The sequence below is a fragment of the Pseudomonas sp. PA1(2017) genome, assembly GCF_001945375.1.
In the GTDB taxonomy this organism is placed as follows: Bacteria; Pseudomonadota; Gammaproteobacteria; order Pseudomonadales; family Pseudomonadaceae; genus Aquipseudomonas.
The window spans coordinates 341,422-361,033 of sequence record NZ_MSXU01000015.1; the positions used below are offsets into that span (position 1 = coordinate 341,422).

General features: G+C 63.2%; 19 protein-coding genes and 1 pseudogene. 11 read left to right on the plus strand and 9 right to left on the minus strand.

What is annotated here, in order from left to right; all coding sequences use genetic code 11:
* Window positions 1-181 precede the first annotated feature (181 nt).
* The 5 genes from rpsF (at window position 182) to dnaB (ending at window position 3,777) form a co-directional block, all read left to right on the plus strand.
* Window positions 182-604 carry a 30S ribosomal protein S6 gene (gene rpsF / locus BVH01_RS22165; RefSeq protein WP_042553836.1) on the plus strand — a complete coding sequence of 141 codons (423 nt, stop codon included), beginning with the start codon at window positions 182-184 and terminating at the stop codon, window positions 602-604.
* Window positions 605-632: 28 nt separating this feature from the next.
* Window positions 633-863 carry a 30S ribosomal protein S18 gene (gene rpsR / locus BVH01_RS22170; protein ID WP_003246847.1) on the plus strand — a complete coding sequence of 77 codons (231 nt, stop codon included), beginning with the start codon at window positions 633-635 and terminating at the stop codon, window positions 861-863.
* Between the two features lie 36 nt (window positions 864-899).
* A complete protein-coding gene (locus tag BVH01_RS22175; RefSeq protein WP_075932395.1) occupies window positions 900-1,793 on the plus strand; it encodes a hypothetical protein in 894 nt (297 codons plus the stop codon).
* 21 nt (window positions 1,794-1,814) lie between these two features.
* A complete protein-coding gene (gene rplI, locus BVH01_RS22180; RefSeq protein ID WP_013793171.1) occupies window positions 1,815-2,261 on the plus strand; it encodes a 50S ribosomal protein L9 in 447 nt (148 codons plus the stop codon).
* A gap of 121 nt (window positions 2,262-2,382) precedes the next feature.
* Window positions 2,383-3,777 (plus strand): replicative DNA helicase, encoded by a 1,395-nt coding sequence (dnaB, locus tag BVH01_RS22185; protein ID WP_075932396.1) that lies wholly within the window; start codon window positions 2,383-2,385, stop codon window positions 3,775-3,777.
* A 4-nt stretch (window positions 3,778-3,781) separates the two neighbouring features.
* On the opposite strand, the gene BVH01_RS22190 is transcribed toward dnaB, so the two are convergent.
* On the minus strand, window positions 3,782-5,632 hold the full coding sequence (locus BVH01_RS22190; RefSeq protein ID WP_075932397.1) for a diguanylate cyclase domain-containing protein: 1,851 nt from the start codon (window positions 5,630-5,632) through the stop codon (window positions 3,782-3,784).
* Between the two features lie 198 nt (window positions 5,633-5,830).
* Here BVH01_RS22190 and BVH01_RS22195 point away from each other — a divergent pair, with 198 nt between their 5' ends.
* Entirely contained in the window at window positions 5,831-8,137 is a 2,307-nt protein-coding gene (locus tag BVH01_RS22195; protein ID WP_075932398.1) for a YgiQ family radical SAM protein, read from the plus strand.
* 155 nt (window positions 8,138-8,292) lie between these two features.
* On the opposite strand, the gene BVH01_RS22200 is transcribed toward BVH01_RS22195, so the two are convergent.
* The 5 genes from BVH01_RS22200 to BVH01_RS22220 form a co-directional block, all read right to left on the minus strand.
* A complete protein-coding gene (locus tag BVH01_RS22200) occupies window positions 8,293-9,018 on the minus strand; it encodes a bifunctional 2-polyprenyl-6-hydroxyphenol methylase/3-demethylubiquinol 3-O-methyltransferase UbiG (protein ID WP_075932622.1) in 726 nt (241 codons plus the stop codon).
* 79 nt (window positions 9,019-9,097) lie between these two features.
* Window positions 9,098-10,363, minus strand: a complete 1,266-nt coding sequence (locus BVH01_RS22205) for an Hsp70 family protein (protein ID WP_075932399.1) — start codon at window positions 10,361-10,363, stop codon at window positions 9,098-9,100.
* 67 nt (window positions 10,364-10,430) lie between these two features.
* Window positions 10,431-11,402 (minus strand): YbhN family protein, encoded by a 972-nt coding sequence (locus tag BVH01_RS22210; protein WP_075932400.1) that lies wholly within the window; start codon window positions 11,400-11,402, stop codon window positions 10,431-10,433.
* A gap of 190 nt (window positions 11,403-11,592) precedes the next feature.
* Window positions 11,593-12,033 carry a YqaA family protein gene (locus BVH01_RS22215; RefSeq protein WP_075932401.1) on the minus strand — a complete coding sequence of 147 codons (441 nt, stop codon included), beginning with the start codon at window positions 12,031-12,033 and terminating at the stop codon, window positions 11,593-11,595.
* A gap of 12 nt (window positions 12,034-12,045) precedes the next feature.
* Window positions 12,046-12,774 (minus strand): VC0807 family protein, encoded by a 729-nt coding sequence (locus BVH01_RS22220; protein WP_075932402.1) that lies wholly within the window; start codon window positions 12,772-12,774, stop codon window positions 12,046-12,048.
* A 270-nt stretch (window positions 12,775-13,044) separates the two neighbouring features.
* On the opposite strand from BVH01_RS22220, the gene BVH01_RS22225 reads away from it, so the two are divergent.
* From BVH01_RS22225 to BVH01_RS22235, 3 genes are all read left to right on the plus strand, one after another.
* Window positions 13,045-13,803, plus strand: coding sequence for an ABC transporter substrate-binding protein (locus tag BVH01_RS22225; RefSeq protein WP_075932403.1), 759 nt, complete (start codon window positions 13,045-13,047; stop codon window positions 13,801-13,803).
* 186 nt (window positions 13,804-13,989) lie between these two features.
* The gene (locus BVH01_RS22230) at window positions 13,990-14,853 is read left to right on the plus strand and encodes an oxaloacetate decarboxylase (protein WP_075932623.1); all 864 of its coding nucleotides are present in this window, start codon (window positions 13,990-13,992) and stop codon (window positions 14,851-14,853) included.
* Window positions 14,854-14,982: 129 nt separating this feature from the next.
* The gene (locus BVH01_RS22235) at window positions 14,983-15,249 is read left to right on the plus strand and encodes a DksA/TraR family C4-type zinc finger protein (RefSeq protein ID WP_075932404.1); all 267 of its coding nucleotides are present in this window, start codon (window positions 14,983-14,985) and stop codon (window positions 15,247-15,249) included.
* On the opposite strand, the gene BVH01_RS22240 is transcribed toward BVH01_RS22235, so the two are convergent.
* Together BVH01_RS22240 and BVH01_RS22245 are read right to left on the minus strand one after the other, a co-directional pair.
* Window positions 15,250-15,780, minus strand: a complete 531-nt coding sequence (locus tag BVH01_RS22240; RefSeq protein WP_075932405.1) for a GNAT family N-acetyltransferase — start codon at window positions 15,778-15,780, stop codon at window positions 15,250-15,252.
* Window positions 15,777-16,295 (minus strand): GNAT family N-acetyltransferase, encoded by a 519-nt coding sequence (locus tag BVH01_RS22245; RefSeq protein ID WP_075932406.1) that lies wholly within the window; start codon window positions 16,293-16,295, stop codon window positions 15,777-15,779. Before BVH01_RS22245 ends, BVH01_RS22240 begins: the two co-directional genes overlap by 4 nt.
* A gap of 301 nt (window positions 16,296-16,596) precedes the next feature.
* Between BVH01_RS22245 and BVH01_RS25335 the strand changes: the two are divergent.
* Both BVH01_RS25335 and BVH01_RS25340 read left to right on the plus strand, forming a co-directional pair.
* Window positions 16,597-17,361 (plus strand): annotated as a pseudogene (locus BVH01_RS25335) (cache domain-containing protein); the annotation flags it as partial.
* A 411-nt stretch (window positions 17,362-17,772) separates the two neighbouring features.
* Window positions 17,773-18,474 carry a methyl-accepting chemotaxis protein gene (locus BVH01_RS25340; RefSeq protein ID WP_371915619.1) on the plus strand — a complete coding sequence of 234 codons (702 nt, stop codon included), beginning with the start codon at window positions 17,773-17,775 and terminating at the stop codon, window positions 18,472-18,474.
* A gap of 24 nt (window positions 18,475-18,498) precedes the next feature.
* Here BVH01_RS25340 and BVH01_RS22255 read toward each other — a convergent pair whose 3' ends face one another.
* Complete coding sequence (locus tag BVH01_RS22255; protein WP_075932408.1) at window positions 18,499-19,260, minus strand: SDR family NAD(P)-dependent oxidoreductase; 762 nt, start codon at window positions 19,258-19,260, stop codon at window positions 18,499-18,501.
* Window positions 19,261-19,612 lie beyond the last annotated feature (352 nt).

The window sequence follows — 19,612 nt, forward strand, 5'->3', positions numbered from 1 at the left end:
GCGATCAGCTGTTCAAAAAATCGCCAAATCGCCTTGCGTGCACCAGGGGGCTTCTCTAGAATGTCGCCCCTTGCTGTCATGGCAGGCGTTTTTGCGCCTCTGCGTTTCAGCAAGTCAACAGTGTCATTCACTCCTTGCCTGACCGCATTTCGCGGCAGGCTACAACCCGTAAGGAGCATTCATGCGTCATTACGAAATCATCTTTCTGGTTCACCCGGACCAGAGCGAGCAAGTCGGCGGCATGGTCGAGCGTTACACCAAGCTGATCGAAGAAGACGGCGGCAAAATTCACCGTCTGGAAGATTGGGGCCGTCGTCAACTGGCCTACGCCATCAACAACGTTCACAAGGCTCACTACGTGATGCTGAACGTTGAGTGCAGCGGCAAGGCCCTGGCCGAGCTGGAAGACAACTTCCGCTACAACGATGCCGTGATCCGTAACCTGGTCATCCGTCGCGAAGAGGCCGTTACCGGCCAATCCGAGATGCTCAAGGCCGAAGAAAACCGCAGTGAGCGCCGTGAGCGTCGTGAACGTCCTGAAAACGCCGAGTCCAACGACGGCGATGACAGCGACAACAACGACAGCGACAACGCTGACGAGTAATCACCGGATCTATTGAGGAGCCAATCCCATGGCACGTTTCTTCCGTCGTCGTAAATTCTGCCGTTTCACCGCTGAAGACGTGAAAGAGATCGATTTCAAAGATCTCAACACTCTGAAAGCCTACATCTCGGAAACCGGCAAAATCGTTCCTAGCCGTATTACCGGTACCAAGGCTCGTTATCAGCGTCAGCTGGCTACCGCTATCAAGCGCGCCCGCTTCCTGGCCCTGCTGCCCTACACCGACAGCCACGGCCGTTAAGATCTGACGTTCGACAAGTAGTAAGGGATATATCGCATGCGCGCCTTGGCAGAATTCATCATGCGCGGCCGTATGCAGGCCACCCTCGTGGTGGTCGGTTCTGCAGCTTTGCCGCTGCTGTTCTGGTTGAGTGCCGCCGCGGGAAGCCTGGTGCTTCTGCGGCGCGGCCTGAGTGATGCCATCGGCATCCTCGCCTGGGCGTTGCTGCCGGCCATTGGCTGGTGGTACTTCGGCGAACCGCGCACCTTGCTGGTGCTGCTGGGCGCGCTGGGGCTGGCGTGCGTGTTGCGCGCCAATCCGTCCTGGAGGCGGGTGCTGTTGTTCAGCATCGCGCTGGGCCTGGTGTATGGACTGGTTTTGGGGGCGACGTTCCGCGAGCCCATCGAAGCCATGGCGCAGGAGCTGAGCAAGCTGCTGCCGCAGATGTTCGATGGGGTTCACCAGCAGATGTCGGTGGACGATCAGGCGCTTCTGCAGAGTCTCATTGCACCGATCCTGACCGGATTGCTGGCAGCGTTGCTGCAGGTGGTCAGCTTGCTGAGCCTGATGCTTGGGCGGTTCTGGCAAGCGGCGTTGTACAACCCTGGAGGTTTCGGCTCCGAGTTTCGTGAGCTGAGATTTCCGCCGATGCTGGCGATGTTGCTGCTGGTCGGCATGCTGCTCGGGCCCAGTCTGGGTGTCGAGATGGCCATGCTGACACCGTTGTGCAGTGTTCCGCTGGCGTTCGCAGGCGTCGCCCTGTTGCACGGGCTGGTTGCCAAGGGCCGACTGTCGAAGTTCTGGCTGGTCGGTATGTACATCACGCTGCTGCTGTTCATGCAGCTGACCTTTCCCTTGCTGGTGGTGTTAGCCATCGTCGACAGTCTGTTTGATTTTCGTGGTCGTCTGGCGGACAAGCCCGGTTCGGGTCCCGCCAACGGTGAAGGTTAAAAGTTAAGAGGTAACACCCAAATGGAAGTCATCCTGCTGGAAAAAATCGCCAACCTGGGCAACCTGGGCGATAAAGTGAACGTTAAAGCCGGTTACGGCCGTAACTTCCTGCTGCCGCAAGGCAAAGCTACCGCTGCCACCGAAGCCAACGTCGCTGCTTTCGAAGCACGTCGCGCCGAGCTGGAAAAAGCTGCTGCCGAGAAGAAGGCGTCCGCCGAAGCTCGCGCTGCTCAGCTGGCTGAGCTGGAAGTCACCATCACCGCTACCGCTGGTGATGAAGGCAAGCTGTTCGGTTCCATCGGCACCCACGACATCGCTGACGCCCTGACCGCCTCCGGCGTTGAAGTGGCCAAGGCCGAAGTGCGTCTGCCGAACGGCACCATTCGCCAGGTTGGCGAATACGACGTAGCCGTGCACCTGCACAGCGACGTCGAAGCAACCGTCAAGGTTGTCGTAGTCGCTGCTTAATTCTCAGCGAACTGCTTAGCGGGTTTGCACTCAGGTGCCTTCCCGCTAACATCGGGCACGGTATTGCGAAAGCGGTACCGTGCCCTTTGTTTTTCACCCCAAGCATTCTTTCCAGGCGCCCATGAACGACATCAGCATCCCCGAACAGTACGACCTGCAAACCGCAGCCCTGAAGGTGCCTCCGCACTCGATCGAGGCCGAGCAGGCGGTGCTCGGTGGTTTGATGCTCGACAACAACGCCTGGGAGCGCGTGCTGGATCAGGTGTCCGATGGCGACTTCTATCGCCATGACCATCGCCTGGTCTTTCGCGCCATCTTCAAGCTCGCCGAGCGCAACCAGCCGTTCGACGTGGTTACCCTGTCCGAGCAGCTCGACAAGGAAGGGCAGTTGTCGCAGGTCGGCGGCCTGGCGTATCTGGGCGAGCTGGCCAAGAACACGCCGTCGGTGGCCAACATCAAGGCCTACGCGGGGATCATTCGCGAGCGCGCCACCCTGCGCAAACTGATCGGCATCAGCAACGAGATTGCCGACAGTGCCTACGCACCCGAAGGCCGTACCGGCGAGGAAATTCTCGACGAGGCCGAGCGGCTGATCTTCCAGATCGCCGAAGCGCGACCGAAGACCGGTGGCCCGGTGGGCATCAACGACATCCTGGTCAAGGCCATCGACCGCATCGACGAGCTGTTCAACAACGGTGACGCGATCACCGGCCTGTCCACTGGCTTCACCGACCTGGACAACCTGACCAGCGGCCTGCAGCCGGCCGACATGATCATCGTCGCCGGTCGTCCGTCGATGGGTAAGACCACCTTCGCCATGAACCTGGTGGAAAACGCGCTGATGCGCAGCGACAAGTCGATCCTGGTGTATTCCCTGGAGATGCCTTCCGAATCCATCGTGATTCGTATGCTGGCGTCCCTCGGTCGCATCGACCAGACCAAAGTGCGTGCCGGCCGCCTGGACGATGACGACTGGCCGCGGCTGACCTCGGCGGTCAACCTGCTCAATGACCGCAAACTGTTCATCGATGACACCGCCGGTATCTCGCCTAGCGAGATGCGCGCGCGCACCCGGCGTCTGGCCCGCGAGCACGGCGAGATCGGCCTGATCATGGTCGACTACCTGCAGCTGATGCAGATTCCCGGCTCCAGCGGTGATAGCCGGGTCAACGAGATTTCCGAGATTTCGCGCTCGCTCAAGGCGCTGGCCAAGGAATTCAACTGCCCGGTCATTGCCCTCTCGCAGCTCAATCGGGGTCTGGAGCAGCGGCCCAACAAGCGCCCGATCAACTCCGACTTGCGTGAATCCGGGGCGATCGAGCAGGACGCCGACATCATCCTTTTCGTATACCGGGACGAGGTCTACCACCCGGAGACCGAGTACAAGGGCGTCGCCGAAATCATCATCGGCAAGCAGCGTAACGGCCCCCTGGGGACCGCGCGCCTGGCCTTCCTCGGCAAGTACTCGCGTTTCGAGAACCTGGCGCCCGGCAGCTACCAGTTCGACGACGAGTGACGGCTCAGCCGGCCGGCTGGAACACCGCGTAACCCGAGCGGCCGGCTGCCTTGGCCTGATAGAGCGCCTGGTCGGCTGCCTTGTAGAGGCCGGCGAACTGCTCGGCATGCTGGGGATAGAACGCCGCGCCGATGCTGATGCTGACGGTCAGGGCGTGGCCGGCATAGTCCACTGGCCGGGCCAGTTCGGCGAGCAGGCGTTCGGCGACATCCCTGGCGTAGTGCTGGGCATCGGCGCCGCCGATCAATACCGCGAACTCATCCCCGCCCAGGCGCGCCACCGTATCGCTGCCGCGCACATGCTCGCGCAGCCTTCGGCCGATGTGCTGCAACAGCATGTCGCCGGCATCGTGGCCGTGCTGGTCGTTGATCGGTTTGAAGTGATCCAGGTCGATCAGCAGCAGTGCCAGGTTTTCATCGCTCTGCCGCGCACCGCGCAAGGCGCTCTCGCACTGCTCCACCAGATGGCGGCGGTTGGGTAGGTCGGTCAGGGCATCGTGAAAGGCGGCATGCCGCAATTCTTGCTTCTGCTGGGAGAGTTGCAGGTTGGCGCTTTTCAGTTCGGCGGTACGCCGGTCCACGGCCAGTTGCAGATCATCGGCGCTGGCCTGTACCTGGGCCAGGCGCGCGCCTTTTTCCTCGTCGGCGCGCTGCAGCGCTTCAGCCCGCTGGTTCTTCAGCAACTGGATGCGGTAGGCGAGGGCGAACGAGAACAGGATCGACTCCAGCGCCACCGCGACCGGAAACACATAACTGTTCCAGGCCGCTGGCTGAATGATGCCGGTAGCGCGCAGCAACAGCAGATTGACGCTCGCCAGGATCATGCCGTACCCGCAGAAGTACAGGCAGGCCGGAAAGTAGCCCTGGCGCCAGCGCTTCAGCGAAGCCCAGATGGCGGTGGGGATGGTGGTGATCGCCAGCAGCACGAAAATCCAGGCGCCAACCGCGCGCAGACCAAAGGCGTCGGCCGCGACGGCGGTCAGGTACAGGGCACAGCTGATGGTCAGCAAATGATGAGCCCAGGGCAGGAAACGGCGGGTCTGCAGCAGTTTCTGAGTGAAGCGGCAGGCACCGAAGCCCCACAGTGCCGGCACGCTGATGCGATCGAGCCAGAAGGGCACCGCCGAGCCGGGCCACAGGTACTGGAAGCCATGGCCGGTCATGCCGAGAATCATCAACAGCGCGCCGGCGGTGGTCACCACGTACCAGAAGTAGGCGCTGTCACGCAGTGCCAGGAAGATGAACAGGTTGTAGAGCAGCAGCGCAGTGATCACGCCGTAGATCACGCCGAGCCAGAGATTTTCCCCGGCGGCCTGCGTTTTCAGGTCGTCCAGTTGCCAGACCTTGAGCGGAAAGGAGTTGCCGGCCGGGTCATAACTGCGCAGGTAAAAGGTGAGTGGCTGCTCGCCCAGTTCGGGTAGGCGCAACAGCATGCGCCGGTGGGGATGGTCGCGACCCTCGGCGAAACTCACCTTCTCCCCGGACTGGCGCTTTTGCCAGCCTCCCTGGCCGTCTGGAAAGTACAGCTGCAGGTCGAGCAGGGTGACCGAGGCGACTTCCAGCCACCACTGGCTGGGCGCCATGGTCTCTGCGCGCAGAGTCACCTTGACCCACCATGGGTTGGGGTTCTGGCCAACGCTGGCCTTGCCGTTGGCGGGCGTGAAGCGCTGCTGCACGGCCGGGTCGGCCATGTCGTCGATGCTCAGCGCCGCGCCGGGATCTTCGAGCAATTCCACCTGGCCGTTGAGACTCTGGCCGCTGCTGCTGGCCGTCAGGCTGATGACCTCGGCCTGCGCCGAAAGGCTCAGGGTCGCCAGGATCAGGATCTGCGACAGGAATGTGGCTAGGCGCTGCAAGCGGGGGCTCCTGGAGGCGAGCGGGTCTTGTTGTGTAAGCCTAAGCGTACACCGAACGCTGTGCTTTTGAATGACCAAAGCGAAGCGCGATACCTGCTATCGGATGCCCGGTACAACCTAGCGCGGCAGTCGGGTTTGGTTAAAATTTGTGCTATATTCCGCGCCCCGTGAAATTCCTGATCAAAAACGGTTACCGCCATGCAAGCCGCCAAGCCGCTGTTCGACTATCCCAAATACTGGGCCGAGTGTTTCGGCCCTGCGCCTTTCCTGCCGATGAGCAGGGAGGAGATGGATCAGCTCGGCTGGGATTCGTGCGACATCATCATCGTTACCGGTGATGCCTACGTCGACCATCCCTCGTTCGGCATGGCGATCATCGGCCGTCTGCTGGAAGCCCAGGGCTTTCGCGTGGGCATCATCGCCCAGCCGAACTGGCAGTCCAAAGACGACTTCATGAAGCTCGGCGAGCCGAACCTGTTCTTCGGCGTGGCGGCCGGCAACATGGACTCGATGATCAATCGCTACACCGCGGACAAGAAGATCCGCTCCGACGACGCCTATACACCGGGCGGCCTGGCGGGCAAGCGTCCGGATCGCGCCAGCCTGGTGTACAGCCAGCGCTGCAAGGAAGCGTACAAGCACGTGCCGATCGTGCTCGGTGGCATCGAGGCATCGTTGCGCCGCATCGCCCATTACGACTACTGGCAGGATCGCGTGCGCAACTCGATTCTGATCGACGCAGCTGCCGATATTCTCCTCTACGGCAATGCCGAGCGAGCCATCGTCGAGGTTGCCCAGCGCCTGTCCTACGGCCAGAAGATCGAAGACATCACCGATGTGCGCGGCACCGCGTTCATTCGCCGTGATACGCCGAAAGACTGGTACGAAGTCGACTCCACGCGCATTGACCGCCCGGGCAAGATCGACAAGATCATCAACCCGTACGTGAATACCCAGGACACCCAGGCCTGCGCCATCGAGCAGGAGAAGGGGGAGGTCGAGGACCCGAACGAAGCCAAGGTCGTGCAGATTCTCGCCAGCCCGAAGATGACCCGCGACAAGACGGTGATTCGTCTGCCGTCCATGGAAAAGGTGCGCAACGATCCGGTGCTCTACGCTCACGCCAACCGCGTGCTGCACCTGGAAACCAACCCGGGCAACGCCCGTGCGCTGGTGCAGAAGCATGGCGAAATCGACGTGTGGTTCAACCCGCCCCCCATTCCGATGACCACCGAGGAAATGGACTACGTGTTCGGCATGCCCTATGCGCGCATTCCGCATCCGGCGTATGGCAAGGAAAAGATCCCGGCCTACGACATGATCCGCTTCTCGGTGAACATCATGCGCGGCTGCTTCGGCGGCTGTACCTTCTGCTCGATCACCGAGCACGAAGGTCGCATCATCCAGAACCGTTCCGAAGAGTCGATCATTCGTGAGATCGAGGAAATTCGCGACAAGGTGCCTGGATTCACCGGCGTCATTTCCGACCTGGGCGGCCCGACCGCGAACATGTACCGCATCGCCTGCAAGAGTCCGGAAATCGAATCCGCGTGCCGCAAGCCGTCTTGCGTGTTCCCTGGCATCTGCCCGAACCTGAACACCGATCACTCGTCGCTCATCCAGCTGTACCGCAGTGCCCGTGCGTTGCCGGGCGTGAAGAAGATTCTCATCGCGTCGGGCCTGCGTTACGACCTGGCCGTCGAGTCGCCGGAGTACGTCAAGGAACTGGTCACCCACCACGTCGGTGGTTATCTGAAGATCGCCCCGGAACACACCGAGGAAGGTCCGCTCAACCAGATGATGAAGCCGGGCATTGGCAGCTATGACAAGTTCAAGCGCATGTTCGAGAAGTACTCCAAGGAAGCGGGCAAGGAGCAGTACCTGATTCCTTATTTCATCGCAGCCCACCCCGGCACTACCGATGAAGACATGATGAACCTGGCCTTGTGGCTCAAGGAGCACGGCTTCCGTGCTGACCAGGTGCAGGCGTTCTACCCGTCGCCGATGGCCACGGCCACGGCTATGTACCACTCAGGCAAGAACCCGCTGCGCAAGGTCACCTACAAGAGCGGCGCGGTGACCATCGTCAAGAGCGAAGAGCAGCGGCGTTTGCACAAGGCGTTCCTGCGCTACCACGATCCAAAAGGCTGGCCGATGTTGCGCGAGGCGCTGCAGCGCATGGGCCGTGCGGATCTGATCGGTGATGGCAAGCATCAGCTGATCCCGACCTATCAGCCGAAGGCCGATGAGTACCAGAGTGCCCGGCGCAAGAACTCCACGCCGGCCGGTAGCAAGAAGGTCGCTGGCAATGGCGGCGGCAAACCGGCGGGTGGACGCATTCTCACCCAGCACACCGGCCTGCCGCCGCGTGGTAGTGATGGCAGCAAACCCTGGGACAAGCGCGAGCAGGCCAAGGCCGCCGCTGAAGCACGTAACCAGCAGGCTGCCCGCGAGCGTGCAGGGGCTGGCAAAGGCAAGAGCAAGAAGCCTGCGGTACCGCGTTAAAGGGCGGTTCAAGGCAAAAGCAGGCATTGTTGCTTTTGCCTGTGGGAACGGGCCATGCCCGTGACTTTTTCGCGGGCATGGACTGGGCGTCCCCGCCCGCTCCCACAAGTGGGTTAGGGACAGCTTTCGTCACTTACCTTCTTGTTCGGCCCTGACTAGTCGGCACTGAACCGGCAAGTCAGGTAGCGGTTGCTGAGGCCGTAGCGCAGGATCGAAAAAAGGCGCTTGAACACGTACAGCGGGTGCCGACGGTAGTAGGCCAGTACCGCGTTGCCGACTCCTTCGGAGCGATGCTCGCGAGCCGCTTTCTGCGGTTTTTTGAACAGCCCGGAAAACTCCCAGCGCTGGATCTGCTCGAAGCGTGCCCCTGGCCGCAGGCCATGGCGGCGAAACAGGGCGAAGAAGCTGCGCGGGCTGAAGTCATGCAGGTGATGGGGATTGCCGTCCAGGGTCGGTGTGGTCGGTACCGAGGCGATGATTACCCCACCTTTGGCCAGTAGCCGCACGTAATTGCCGATCAAGCGTTGCGGGCTGGGCAGGTGCTCGATGGTTTCCAGGCTGACGATGCTGTCGAAGCCCGCGTCGTCGGCGAAGGTTTCTGCATTGGCGCACTGGTAACGCAGGTTCTCGCGCTGATAGTTGGCCTGGGCGTAAGCGATCGCTTCGGGGTCGATATCGATGCCGACCACCTGCTTGTCCGGATGCTGCTCGGCCAGCATGGCGCTGCCGTAGCCGCAACCACAGGCCATATCCAGCACCCGCTGACCCCGCAGGGAGCGGCTGGCGAACCCGTAACGCTGCAGGTGCAGGTCGAGGGTTGCCTGGTCGGCAGCCAAGCGCTCATCCATCTTCAGCGGGTAAATGCGTTCTAGCGTGTGCATGGTGACCATTCCCTGGAAATGAGGGATGGAAATATAAAGCATTCCATCCTCGTCGGTACCGGCACGTTGCCGACCTGTGTCAGCCGTAACGTTTCTTGGCCTCGATAGCCAGGCCGCTGCCGATGCTGCCGAAGGTGTTGCCTTCCACATGCCGGGCGTTGGGCAGCAGCGCAGCGACGCTCTGGCGCAGGGCCGGCACGCCGCTGGAGCCGCCGGTGAAGAACACCGTGTCGACCTGCTCCAGGCCCACGCCTGCATCGCTGAGAAGCGTGGTCACGCTACCGCGGATGCGTTCGAGCAGTGCCGAGATGCTGTCCTCGAACAGCCCGCGGGTCAGCTCGGCGCTCAGGCCCGCCTCGATACGCTGCAGGTCGATGAGGTGTTGCTGTTGCTCGGTCAGGGCGATCTTGCTTTCTTCGATCTGCATCGCCAGCCAGTGGCCCGCGCGTTGCTCGATCAGCTTGAACAGGCGGTCGATGCCGGTCGGGTCGACGATGTCATAGCGCATGTTCTGCAGCGCGCGCTGCGAGGCAGCCGAGTAGACGACGTTGATGGTGTGCCAGGTCGCCAGGTTGAGGTGGAAACTGGTGGGCATCAGCGCGTCGCTCTTCATCCGGCTGCCATAGCCGAACAACGGCATTACGCCTTGCAGGCTGAGCTGTTTGTCGAAGTCGGTGCCGCCGATATGCACGCCGCCGGTAGCCAGGATGTCGCCCTGACGCTCAACGAGCTGACGGCGCTCCGGTGCCAGGCGCACCAGGGAGAAGTCCGAGGTACCCCCGCCGATGTCGACGATCAGCACCAGCTCTTCGCGCTCGATGGTGGATTCGTAGTCGAAGGCCGCGGCGATCGGCTCGTACTGGAAGGACACGTCCTTGAAGCCGAGCTTCTGCGCCACCGCGATCAGGGTGTTTTCGGCTTCCTGATCGGCCAGCGGGTCGTCATCCACGAAGAACACCGGGCGGCCCAGTACCACGGCTTCAAAGGGGCGTTCGGCGACCGCTTCGGCGCGCTTTTTCAGCTCGCCGATAAAGAAACCGAGCAGGTCCTTGAACGGCAGCGCGCTGCCCATCACCGCGGTTTCGCTCTTCAGCAGCTTGGAACCGAGCAGGCTCTTGAGCGAGCGCATCAGGCGGCCCTCGTAGCCTTCCAGGTACTCGTGCAGGGCCAGGCGGCCGTAGACGGGGCGGCGCTCCTCGAGGTTGAAGAACACCACGGAGGGCAGGGTGATCTTGCCGTCTTCCAGCGGGATCAGCGTCTCGCCGCCCGGGCGCAGCCAGCCGACGGTGGAGTTGGAGGTGCCGAAGTCGATACCGCAGGCGCGGGCAGGGGTGGAAAGTGGCATGTCGCGCGGCTCCTGAAAAAACGGCCGCGCATTCTAGGCGAAATGATCGTGCAGCGCTGCCGCTTCGTCAGGGCAGTGGCGGATTTTGCACTTCGCGGCGCTCGCGCCATTGGCCCCATTCGAAGCCCAGTACGACGATCAGCGACAGGGCGAAGGGCAGCAGCAGGTAGAAGCCGCGGAACACGATCAGCGCCGCCAGCACGTCCGAGGCAGGGATTTCCGGCAGGGCTGCCAGGAAACTGACCTCCAGTACACCCAGGCCACCCGGTGCGTGGGACAGCAGGGCCAGGGAGAAGGACGCCAGGAATACGCCGAGCACCACCATGTAGCCGGGATTGTAAGCTTCGGGCAGGGCGAAATAGATGATCGCCGCGGCGCAAGCCAGCTCCAGCGGGCCTGCCAGCAACTGGCGGCCAACGATGCGCAGGCGCGGGTACTCGACATGCAGCTTGCCGAACGTCCAGGGCTTGAACTGCAGCCACGAGCCCAGCACGTAGAGGCCTACCAGCAGCAACAGGAACCCCCCGACGGCTATCGAGACCAGCGGGGTGACGTCCAGCACGCGGTGGATCAGATCCGGCTGCAGCACCAGCACGCAGCCGCTGGCCAGCAGGGTGCCGAGGGCGAAGGTGAAGGAACAGAAAACGATCAGGATGCCGATTTCATGGGGCGTCAGGCCCTTGGTGCGGTAGGCGCGATAACGCACCACGGCGCCGGAGAACACCGACGCGCCGATATTGTGGGCCAGGGCGTAGGTGGTGAAGGAGCACAGGGTGATGAAGCGCCAGGAGATCTTCTTGCCCAGGTGGGCGATGGCGATGCGGTCGTACCAGGCGAGCGCCGAGTAGGCACCCAGGGTGGCGGCGGCTGCGAGAATCCAGTTCAGGTGCGGAATGGCCCTGAGGCTGCCGGCGATTTCGTCGAGGGAAATGTTGCGCACTTCGCGGTAGAGCAGGAAACAGGACCCGACCACGGCGCACAACCCGATCAGCGTCCAGATCAGGTCACTGCGTTTTATCGTGGGTTTTGTACCTTGCAACGGCGATCCCCTGTTTCACGTCTTTGCGAGCAGTCGATTGTGCATTCGATGAGCTGTCGCATCCATCGTTCAGACCCTTTCCCTGAGGTAAGACCTGGTAGGTTGTGGTCGTACAGGGTGCGCAGTATCCCGGAGGCGGGCCGGTTGCTCAACTGGCACCGTTTTGCAGCCCGTTACCGAGTGTTTCTTGTTACAACACCAAACCCAGCGTGGCCGCGGTCAACAGGGTATAACGCAGGGTTTTCGCCAGAGTGACGATAAGCGTGAAGCGCCACAGTGGTTCACGCATGATACCGGCGACCAGGGTCAGTGGATCGCCGATCACCGGCAGCCAGCTTAGCAGGAGCGACCAGCGCCCGTAGCGGCCGTACCATTGCTGTGCCTGTTGCAGGTGCCGATCACTGACCGGAAACCAGCGCCTGTTGCGATAACGTTCCAGGTAGCGGCCCAGCCACCAGTTGACCAGCGAGCCCAGCACGTTGCCCAGGCTGGCGACCAGTACCAGCATCCAGGCTGGCTGCGCGCCGCCGAGCAGCAGCGCCACGAGAAGTGCCTCGGACTGCAGGGGCAGTAGTGTCGCCGCACCGAAGGCGGCGGCGAACAGCCCGAGATAGGCGTATAAATCCGGCAATGCGATGGGCTGTCAGGGCTTCTTGTCTGCTTCGGCGTTGGCCATGATCTCCTCCAGCTTGAGGCCGGTGAGGTCATGGATGGTGCGCCACAGGTAGTAGAAGATGGCCATCAGCATGATCATCGACGGAATGGCGATCATCGGGTAGCTGAGCAGGGTCATGCGGCCCAGTTCGTCGTTGAAGGCCTCGCTGCCGGCCGGGCTGGTGACGATCCATTTGGCCAGTACATAGTTCATCGCCGAGGAAAAGAAGAACGTGCCGCTGAGCCAGTAGGTGGCGCGCAGCAGGCGTGCTTCGAAGCGCCCGGTATGGCCGCCCTGCTCCAGGCGGTCGTGGATCTTGTCGACGTTGAGTACCGTCTTGTTGAACAGCAGCGTGCGGATCAGCGGGTAGCGGGTTCGCGTCGATACCAGCACGGCAATGCCGATCAGCCCGGGAATCGCTGCCTCCTTGATGGCGAGCCACTGGTTGTCCAGGTGCAGCAAGCCGATGCCACCGGTGAGGATCACGCTGACCAGGCCGAGCAGGGCGACGAAGTTGAATTTGCGGTATTTGACCAGCTCGAACGCACCCCAGCCCAGCGGGAATGCCAGGGCCAGCACCAGCGCGCCATCCGGGCCCAGGCGGGCTTCGCCGCTGAGCTTCATGAGGATCAGCGACGGGATCACGATGCTGATCAGCAGGTCGATGAACGGGCGGGGTTTGTGCGGTGCTGCAGGTGTTTGCGTGGTGTTGGTCATGTCGATGCGCGTAAATGGGCGAGCGCCGATGATCGCCTGACTGGGGCGCTGGCGCCAGCCCGATTGTCGGTGCAACCACCACAAAGTTCTTCGCTGGTCGGGCGAGGCAACTGACCGATCAGTGCCGCGATGGCATCGCTGCTTGCTGAAATTGGCCGGTCACTGGGGTAAAATTGCCCACTTTAGTTGCAAGGTGAGCGGCGGCGACCCGCCGGTGCTGTTTTACTGCCCGGCAGCCGATTTTGTTGAAGCGTTCATGGGGATGGCCAGATGGGCCCGCTGCGTTGCCATGGTGTTCTGTTTCTCGCGTTGCTGCTGTTGTGCGCACGCGCAAACGCCGAGCTGCGCATCCTCACCGAGCCGGGCCCGCCCACGGCGTTCATGGAAGATGGCGAGCTACGCGGCTTCGGTGTCGATGTGGTGCGTGAGCTGATCAAGCGAACCGGTGCCACTGCGCAGATCGAGATGATGCCCTGGACCCGCGCCTACACCCTGGCCCAGCGTGGCCCGAACGTGGCGCTGTTCGCCATGGTGCGCACGCCCGAGCGTGAGTCGCGCTTCCATTGGGTTGGGCCGATCCTGCACGGCAAGGTGCGCTTCTACTCGCTTAAGTCGAGTGGGATGCAGGTCGACAGCCTCGACGATGTGGCGGCCAGCGGCCCGCTGGCGGTACCCAAACAGTGGTACAGCTACGAGGCGCTGCAGGCCAGGGGGCTGCAGAACCTGTACGGCGTGCCGACGCCGCAGACCATGGTCACGCTGTTCGCCCATGGCCGCGGTAACCTGATTTTGCTCGAGGACATCCTGCTGCGTGACATGCTCGCCCCGGCCGGTCTCGAACCGGCGGACGTGCAGCCGCAGATGGTGTTCATGGAGTCGTCGTATTACATCGCGTTTTCCCGCGATACCGACCCGGCCATCGTGGCGGCTTGGCAGGAAGCGCTGGCGGAAATGCGCCGAGATGGCAGCTTTTCGGCGATTTTCCGCCAGTGGCTGCCCGATGTAGAGCCACCTACCGCCCTGCGCTGAGTTGGCGGGAAATTTGCTGCGACGCCTGCATCAGCCGAAGGCCGACGCACCCGCGCGGCAGCCTGCGCAGTTGCCGGCACCTGGCCCATCGGTCGCAGCACGACACAAGAATTCGCTTCAGACGGCAGGGGACAAGGCCGTCGGGCACCCGATTCATTCGACGTTTGGACAATGCCTATGACCAACATGCAACGTGCTTCCCATCATGAACTGCGGCGCGCCTTCCGCACCCTGCTGGCTTCGGGCGCCTGCTACCACACCGCCTCGGTCTTCGACCCGATGTCCGCGCGCATCGCCGGCGACCTCGGCTTCGAGGTCGGTATCCTCGGCGGCTCGGTCGCCTCGCTGCAGGTGCTGGCAGCGCCGGATTTCGCGCTGATCACCCTGAGCGAGTTCGTCGAGCAGGCCACCCGCATCCATCGGGTTTCTCGCCTGCCGGTGATCGCCGACGCTGACCACGGCTACGGCAACGCCCTGAACGTGATGCGCACCGTGGTCGAACTGGAGCGCGCCGGTATCTCCGCGCTGACCATCGAAGACACCCTGCTGCCTGCCCAATTCAACCGCAAGTCGACCGACCTGATCAGTGTTGCCGAAGGCGTCGGCAAGGTACGTGCTGCCCTGGAAGCACGGGTCGATTCGGACTTGGCGATCATCGCCCGTACCAACGCCGGTGTGCTCAGCGTCGAGGAAGTCATCAAGCGGACTGTGGCGTATCAGAAGGCTGGTGCCGACGCTATCTGCATGGTCGGTGTCGAGGATTTCGAGCACCTGGAGAAGATCGCCGAGCACCTTAGCGTACCGCTGATGCTGGTGACCTACGGCAATCCCAAGCTGCGCGACAATGAGCGCCTCGCCAAGCTGGGCGTGCGCATCGTGGTCAACGGCCATGCGGCCTACTTCGCGGCCATCAAGGCCACTTACGACTGCCTGCGCGAGCAGCGCAACGCCGTCGCCAGTGACCTGAGTGCCTCGGAGCTCGCGCACAAGTACACCCAGCCCGAGGACTACGTGGCCTGGGCCGACGAGTTCATGAACGTCAAGGAGTAACCCGCTTCACCTGCCACGCCGGACAGCGGCCGCGCAACGCGAGCCGATTCGTCCGCCGTCGGCTGCCCCTTGCCAACCCCGCCCGCGCGCTCCTATCTTCCGATCAGCACCTTTTTTCGGGAGAGCGACATGGCCACCGGTTGGGCGCAAGACGGCGCCGTGCAGGAACAGATCGACAGCACCATCGAAGACGCCGTGCAGCGCGCGCGCAGTCAACTGCCCAAAGGCGAAAGCCTGACCCATTGCGAAGAATGCGAGGCGCCGATTCCCGAAGCGCGACGCCAGGCCGTTCCCGGCGTGCGACTGTGCGTGAACTGCCAGGCCCAGGCCGATCAGGAACAGGCCAAGGCCGGAGGTTTCAACCGTCGCGGCAGCAAGGACAGCCAGCTGCGGTAGTCAGCTGGGTCGAGTAAGGGTCTTGTAGTAGATGGCGTTGGCCCGGTACTGGCCGTCCGGCCCGCAGGCGTAATCGGGCAGGCCGCCGATGCTGGTGTAGCCCAGGGCGCGATAGAGATTCTCCGCGTCGCTGCCAGCCTCGGTATCCAGGTAGAGAAGGCCGCGCTGCAACTGCCCGGCATGGGCTTCGAGCTGCTGCATCAGCAAGCGGGCGATACCGCGGCGGCGCGCGCTGCCCAGCACCAGCAGTTTCTGCACTTCGCCGCGATTCAAACCGTTGGGTTTCAGGCACAAGCTAAGCTGCACCGAACCCAGCACTTTTTCATCCTCTTCAGCGACCCAGATCGCCAACGCGCCGCTGCAAAGCGCGCGGCGCACGTCGTCGAAGTAGGCGTCCGCCTGCTGGGTGTCGATATCGGCCAGGAAACCGACGGAGGCGCCGCTGGCCACCGCATCGAGCAACAGGGCGATCAGACCCTGGCGACAGGCGTCGAAACTGGCCTCGTCGAGCTGGCGAATCTGCAGACTCATGGCGTGCTGCGCTGTGGAGTCAGGATCAGCTGCATGAAGGTCAGGTCCAGCCAGCGGCCGAACTTGCAGCCGACCTGAGGCATCTGCCCGGTGATGCTGAAACCCAGACGCTCATGCAGGCGCACCGAGGCGGCGTTGCCGCTTTCGATGGCGGCGACCATCACGTGCTTGCCGACCTCCCCAGCCCGCTCGATCAGCGCCTGCATCAGCAGCGGACCGAGGCCCTGGCCGCGAGTGTCGTGGCGCACGTACACGGAGTGTTCGACCGTGTTGCAGAAACCCTCGAAGGGCCGCCAGTCGCCGAACGAGGCGTAGCCCAGCACCTGCTGTGCCTCGTCGACCGCCACCAGAATCGGATAGCCCTGTGCGGCACGCGCATCGAACCAGGCCTGGCGGTTGGCCAGATCCACGGGGCGCTCGTTCCAGATGGCCGTGGTATTGAGCACGGCATCGTTGTAGATGGCGAGCAGGGCGGGCAGGTCGTCTGCAACGGCGTTACGTATCGCAAGGGACATGGGCAGGCTCGGAGTGTATGTCGTGGCGGTCAGTATCGTGCGACGAGCTCGCCGTAGGCAAACGTGAATTGCCTGCGCTTGAGCGGTTCGTCGCGGAAACCGCTTGCTGTAATGGCAGATCGCCTAGTATGAATAATCGTGCAGGTTGGTGAAACGCCCCGATCCGATAACAGCGGAGAACGACATGGCATTGTTTCCGGTGACTGTGGCCAAGCGGATGACCGTAGGTGTACTGCTGTTGCTAAGCCTGACTGCCCTGGCGGTGTACTCGGTCATGGCGCTGCGTGGCAAGCCACAGCTGATGGCGGTCGGGGTGACATCCGCCGAGCAGGCCGCCGCCGCGCTGGCGCGTCAGCTGGCACTGCAGCTCAGCGAAATTCAGGGCACCACGGCTGGCCTGGCGCATTTGGCCGAGGCGTTGCCGCGCGATGCCGAGTTGGTGCGCGGCGTGCTGCCGGGGGTGATCGACAGCCAGGGTAATGCCGCCATCGCCGGTGGCGGCCTGTGGCCCGAACCGGGTGCCTTCGAGAGCGGCGTGGCGCTGCGCAGCTTCTTCTGGGCGCGCAGCGCGAGCGGCGGTCTCGAGTACAGTGACGATTACAACGCCGCCTCCGCGCTGCCCTATCAGCAGGAGTCTTGGTACAGCTCGGCGCGCTCGTCTGCACCCGGTCGCTGCGTATGGTCCGACGGTTATCTGGACCCGGTGACCAGTGTGGCGATGACCACCTGCAGCGTTCCCTATCAGTTGGCTGGAAAGTTTGCCGGCGTGGCGACAGTGGATCTGCGCCTCGACGGCCTGGCCACTTTCCTGAGTGAGCGCGGCAACGTCACCGGCGGCTATGCCTTCGTGGTCGATCAGGCCGGTAACCTGCTGTTCTTCCCGGGTGCCAAGGCCACCGATGGGCTGCCGACACTGGCCGGGCTGGTGGAGCGCGATTCTGCGATCGCACCGTTGCAGGCTGCCTTGCAGGCCGCGCGCGGCGGCACACCGACCAGCATGCTCGATTTCGACGTGCGCCTACAGGGCCGCTCCTACGTCAGCTTCGCGCCCTTGGGGGATACTGGCTGGCAGCTCGGGCTCGTCACGCCCGAGGGCCAGGTCGCTGGCCTGAGTGACCGCCTGACCGGAGAACTTCTGCTCTTCCTGCTGCCTTTGCTGGCCGTACTGCTTGGCCTGGCGTGGCTCGCCGGGCGTCGTTTGCTGGCGCAGATCGAAGAAACCACCGCGCAGATCGAGCAGCTCGGTGAGGGTGGTGGAAGCGAGTTGCCCGTCGGTCGAAGCGACGAAATCGGTGCGTTGCGCTCGGCGGTGAATCGCTATGCCGGTTCGCTGCGCAACATGCTGCTCGATATATCGGAACAATCGCGCGTGCTCGAGCGCCAGGCTGCCGAGCTGGCGAGCCTGTCGCAGGCCATCGCCGAGCGGGCCGAAACCCAGCGTGAAGACAATGCCTTGTTGGCTACCGCCATCACCGAGATGTCGGCCAGTGCCCAGGAAGTGGCCGGCAATACCACAGATTGCTCGGATACCGCAGACCGCTCCCTGCTGTCGGCGCGTGCAGGCCAGGTGAACGTGAGCAGTAACAGCGCGTCGATTCAGGCGCTGGCGGAGGAGATCGGTCAGGCCGAAGCGGCTATTGGCCGTCTAGGCAGCGACATCGAGCGGGTCGGCAGCGTGCTCGAGGTGATTACTTCGATTTCCCAGCAGACCAACCTGCTGGCACTCAACGCGGCGATCGAGGCGGCGCGCGCCGGGGAGCAGGGGCGCGGCTTCGCCGTGGTGGCGGATGAGGTGCGTACCCTTGCCGGCCGTACTCAAGCGTCCGCCAACGAGATTCAGGTGATGATCGGCCAACTGCGCGATGCGTCGGGCCAGACCGTCGCCACCATGCAGGCAGGCGTGCGACGTACCCACGAAGCGGTCGAGCAGGCCAATGGCGTCGCGGTCACCCTGGAAGGCACGGTCAATGGCTTCGAGGATATCGTGCAGCGCGCCCAGCAGATCGCCGTCGCGGCCCAGGAACAAAGCCACGTGACCCAGGAAATCAGCGAGCTGGCCGTGCGTATTCACGGCGCCAGCGAAGAGGGCGCACGGGATTCCGGAACCTTGCGCGAGCTGGGCCGGGCCATCGAGGAGCTGTCCCAGCGGCTCGCGCGGATGAGTCAGGGGTCCAAGTGACGGGCAGGCGAGCCCGTCAATCGCTTACTTGTCGCGGTCGACCGCGAACGGGCCCCAGGCCTGACGGCTGGGCATGATTTCCAGGCGGTTGATGTTGATATGGGCAGGCAGGGTGGCGACGTAGAATATCTGCTCGGCGATATCTTCCGCGCTCAATGGCGTGGTGGTGCTGTACAGCGCATCGGAGGCCGCCTGGTTGCCCTTGGTGCGCACCAGGGTGAACTCGGTTTCCGCCATGCCCGGGGCGATGTCGGTGACGCGCACGCCGGTGGACACCAGGTCGCAGCGCAGGTTGAAGCTGAACTGTTTTACGAATGCCTTGCTGGCGCCGTACACGTGGCCGCCCGGGTACGGCCACTCGCCGGCTACCGAACCGATGTTGATGATGCTGGCGCCCTTGCCGGTTTCCAGCAGCTTGGGCAGCACCGCGTGGGTGACGTTGACCAGGCCGGTTATGTTGGTGTCGATCATGGTGTGCCAGTCTTGCAGCGCCACCTTCTGCGCGGCTTCCGGCGCCAGGGCCAGGCCGGCGTTGTTGATCAGCGCGTGGATCTTGTCGAACGGCGCCGGCAGGCTGTCGACCAGGGCCTGCACGGCAGTGGCATCGCGCACGTCGAGGGTGGCGATATGCACAGGCACCTTGCCTTGCAGCTCGGCCTTGAGTTCCTCCAGGCGCTCCTGGCGGCGGCCGGAAAGCACCAGCGCCCAGCCGGCCTCGGCAAAGCGGCGAGCGGTGGCGCGGCCAAAGCCGGAAGTGGCGCCGGTGATGAAAACTACCTGGGTCATGTTCTGCCTCTTGTCTGTCGTCAGTGAACACCGCCGGCCAGTGGCCTGGGCGATTCGTGCTGATCGACTGCCGGAGTGGGCTCGTCGACGCGGATCGTCGCCACCTTGGCGCCTGCGGGTTGGCCGGCAGGTGAAAGTTGGGGTGGGCGGGCGGTAAGAATAACCGGCTTGGGCAGCTGCCGCGTAGGTACAGTGGCGGCCTTTTACCACTTTGAACAGGCTCTTGGAGCCTGTTCAAAGTCTTGTATGCGCATGAAGAGGCAGCTACAAGGCAGAAGCGGCAACTCAAACCAACCTGTGGGAGCCCCGACCTCGGGGCGAAACGATTGCAGCCTGACCGCCTATCGGCGGT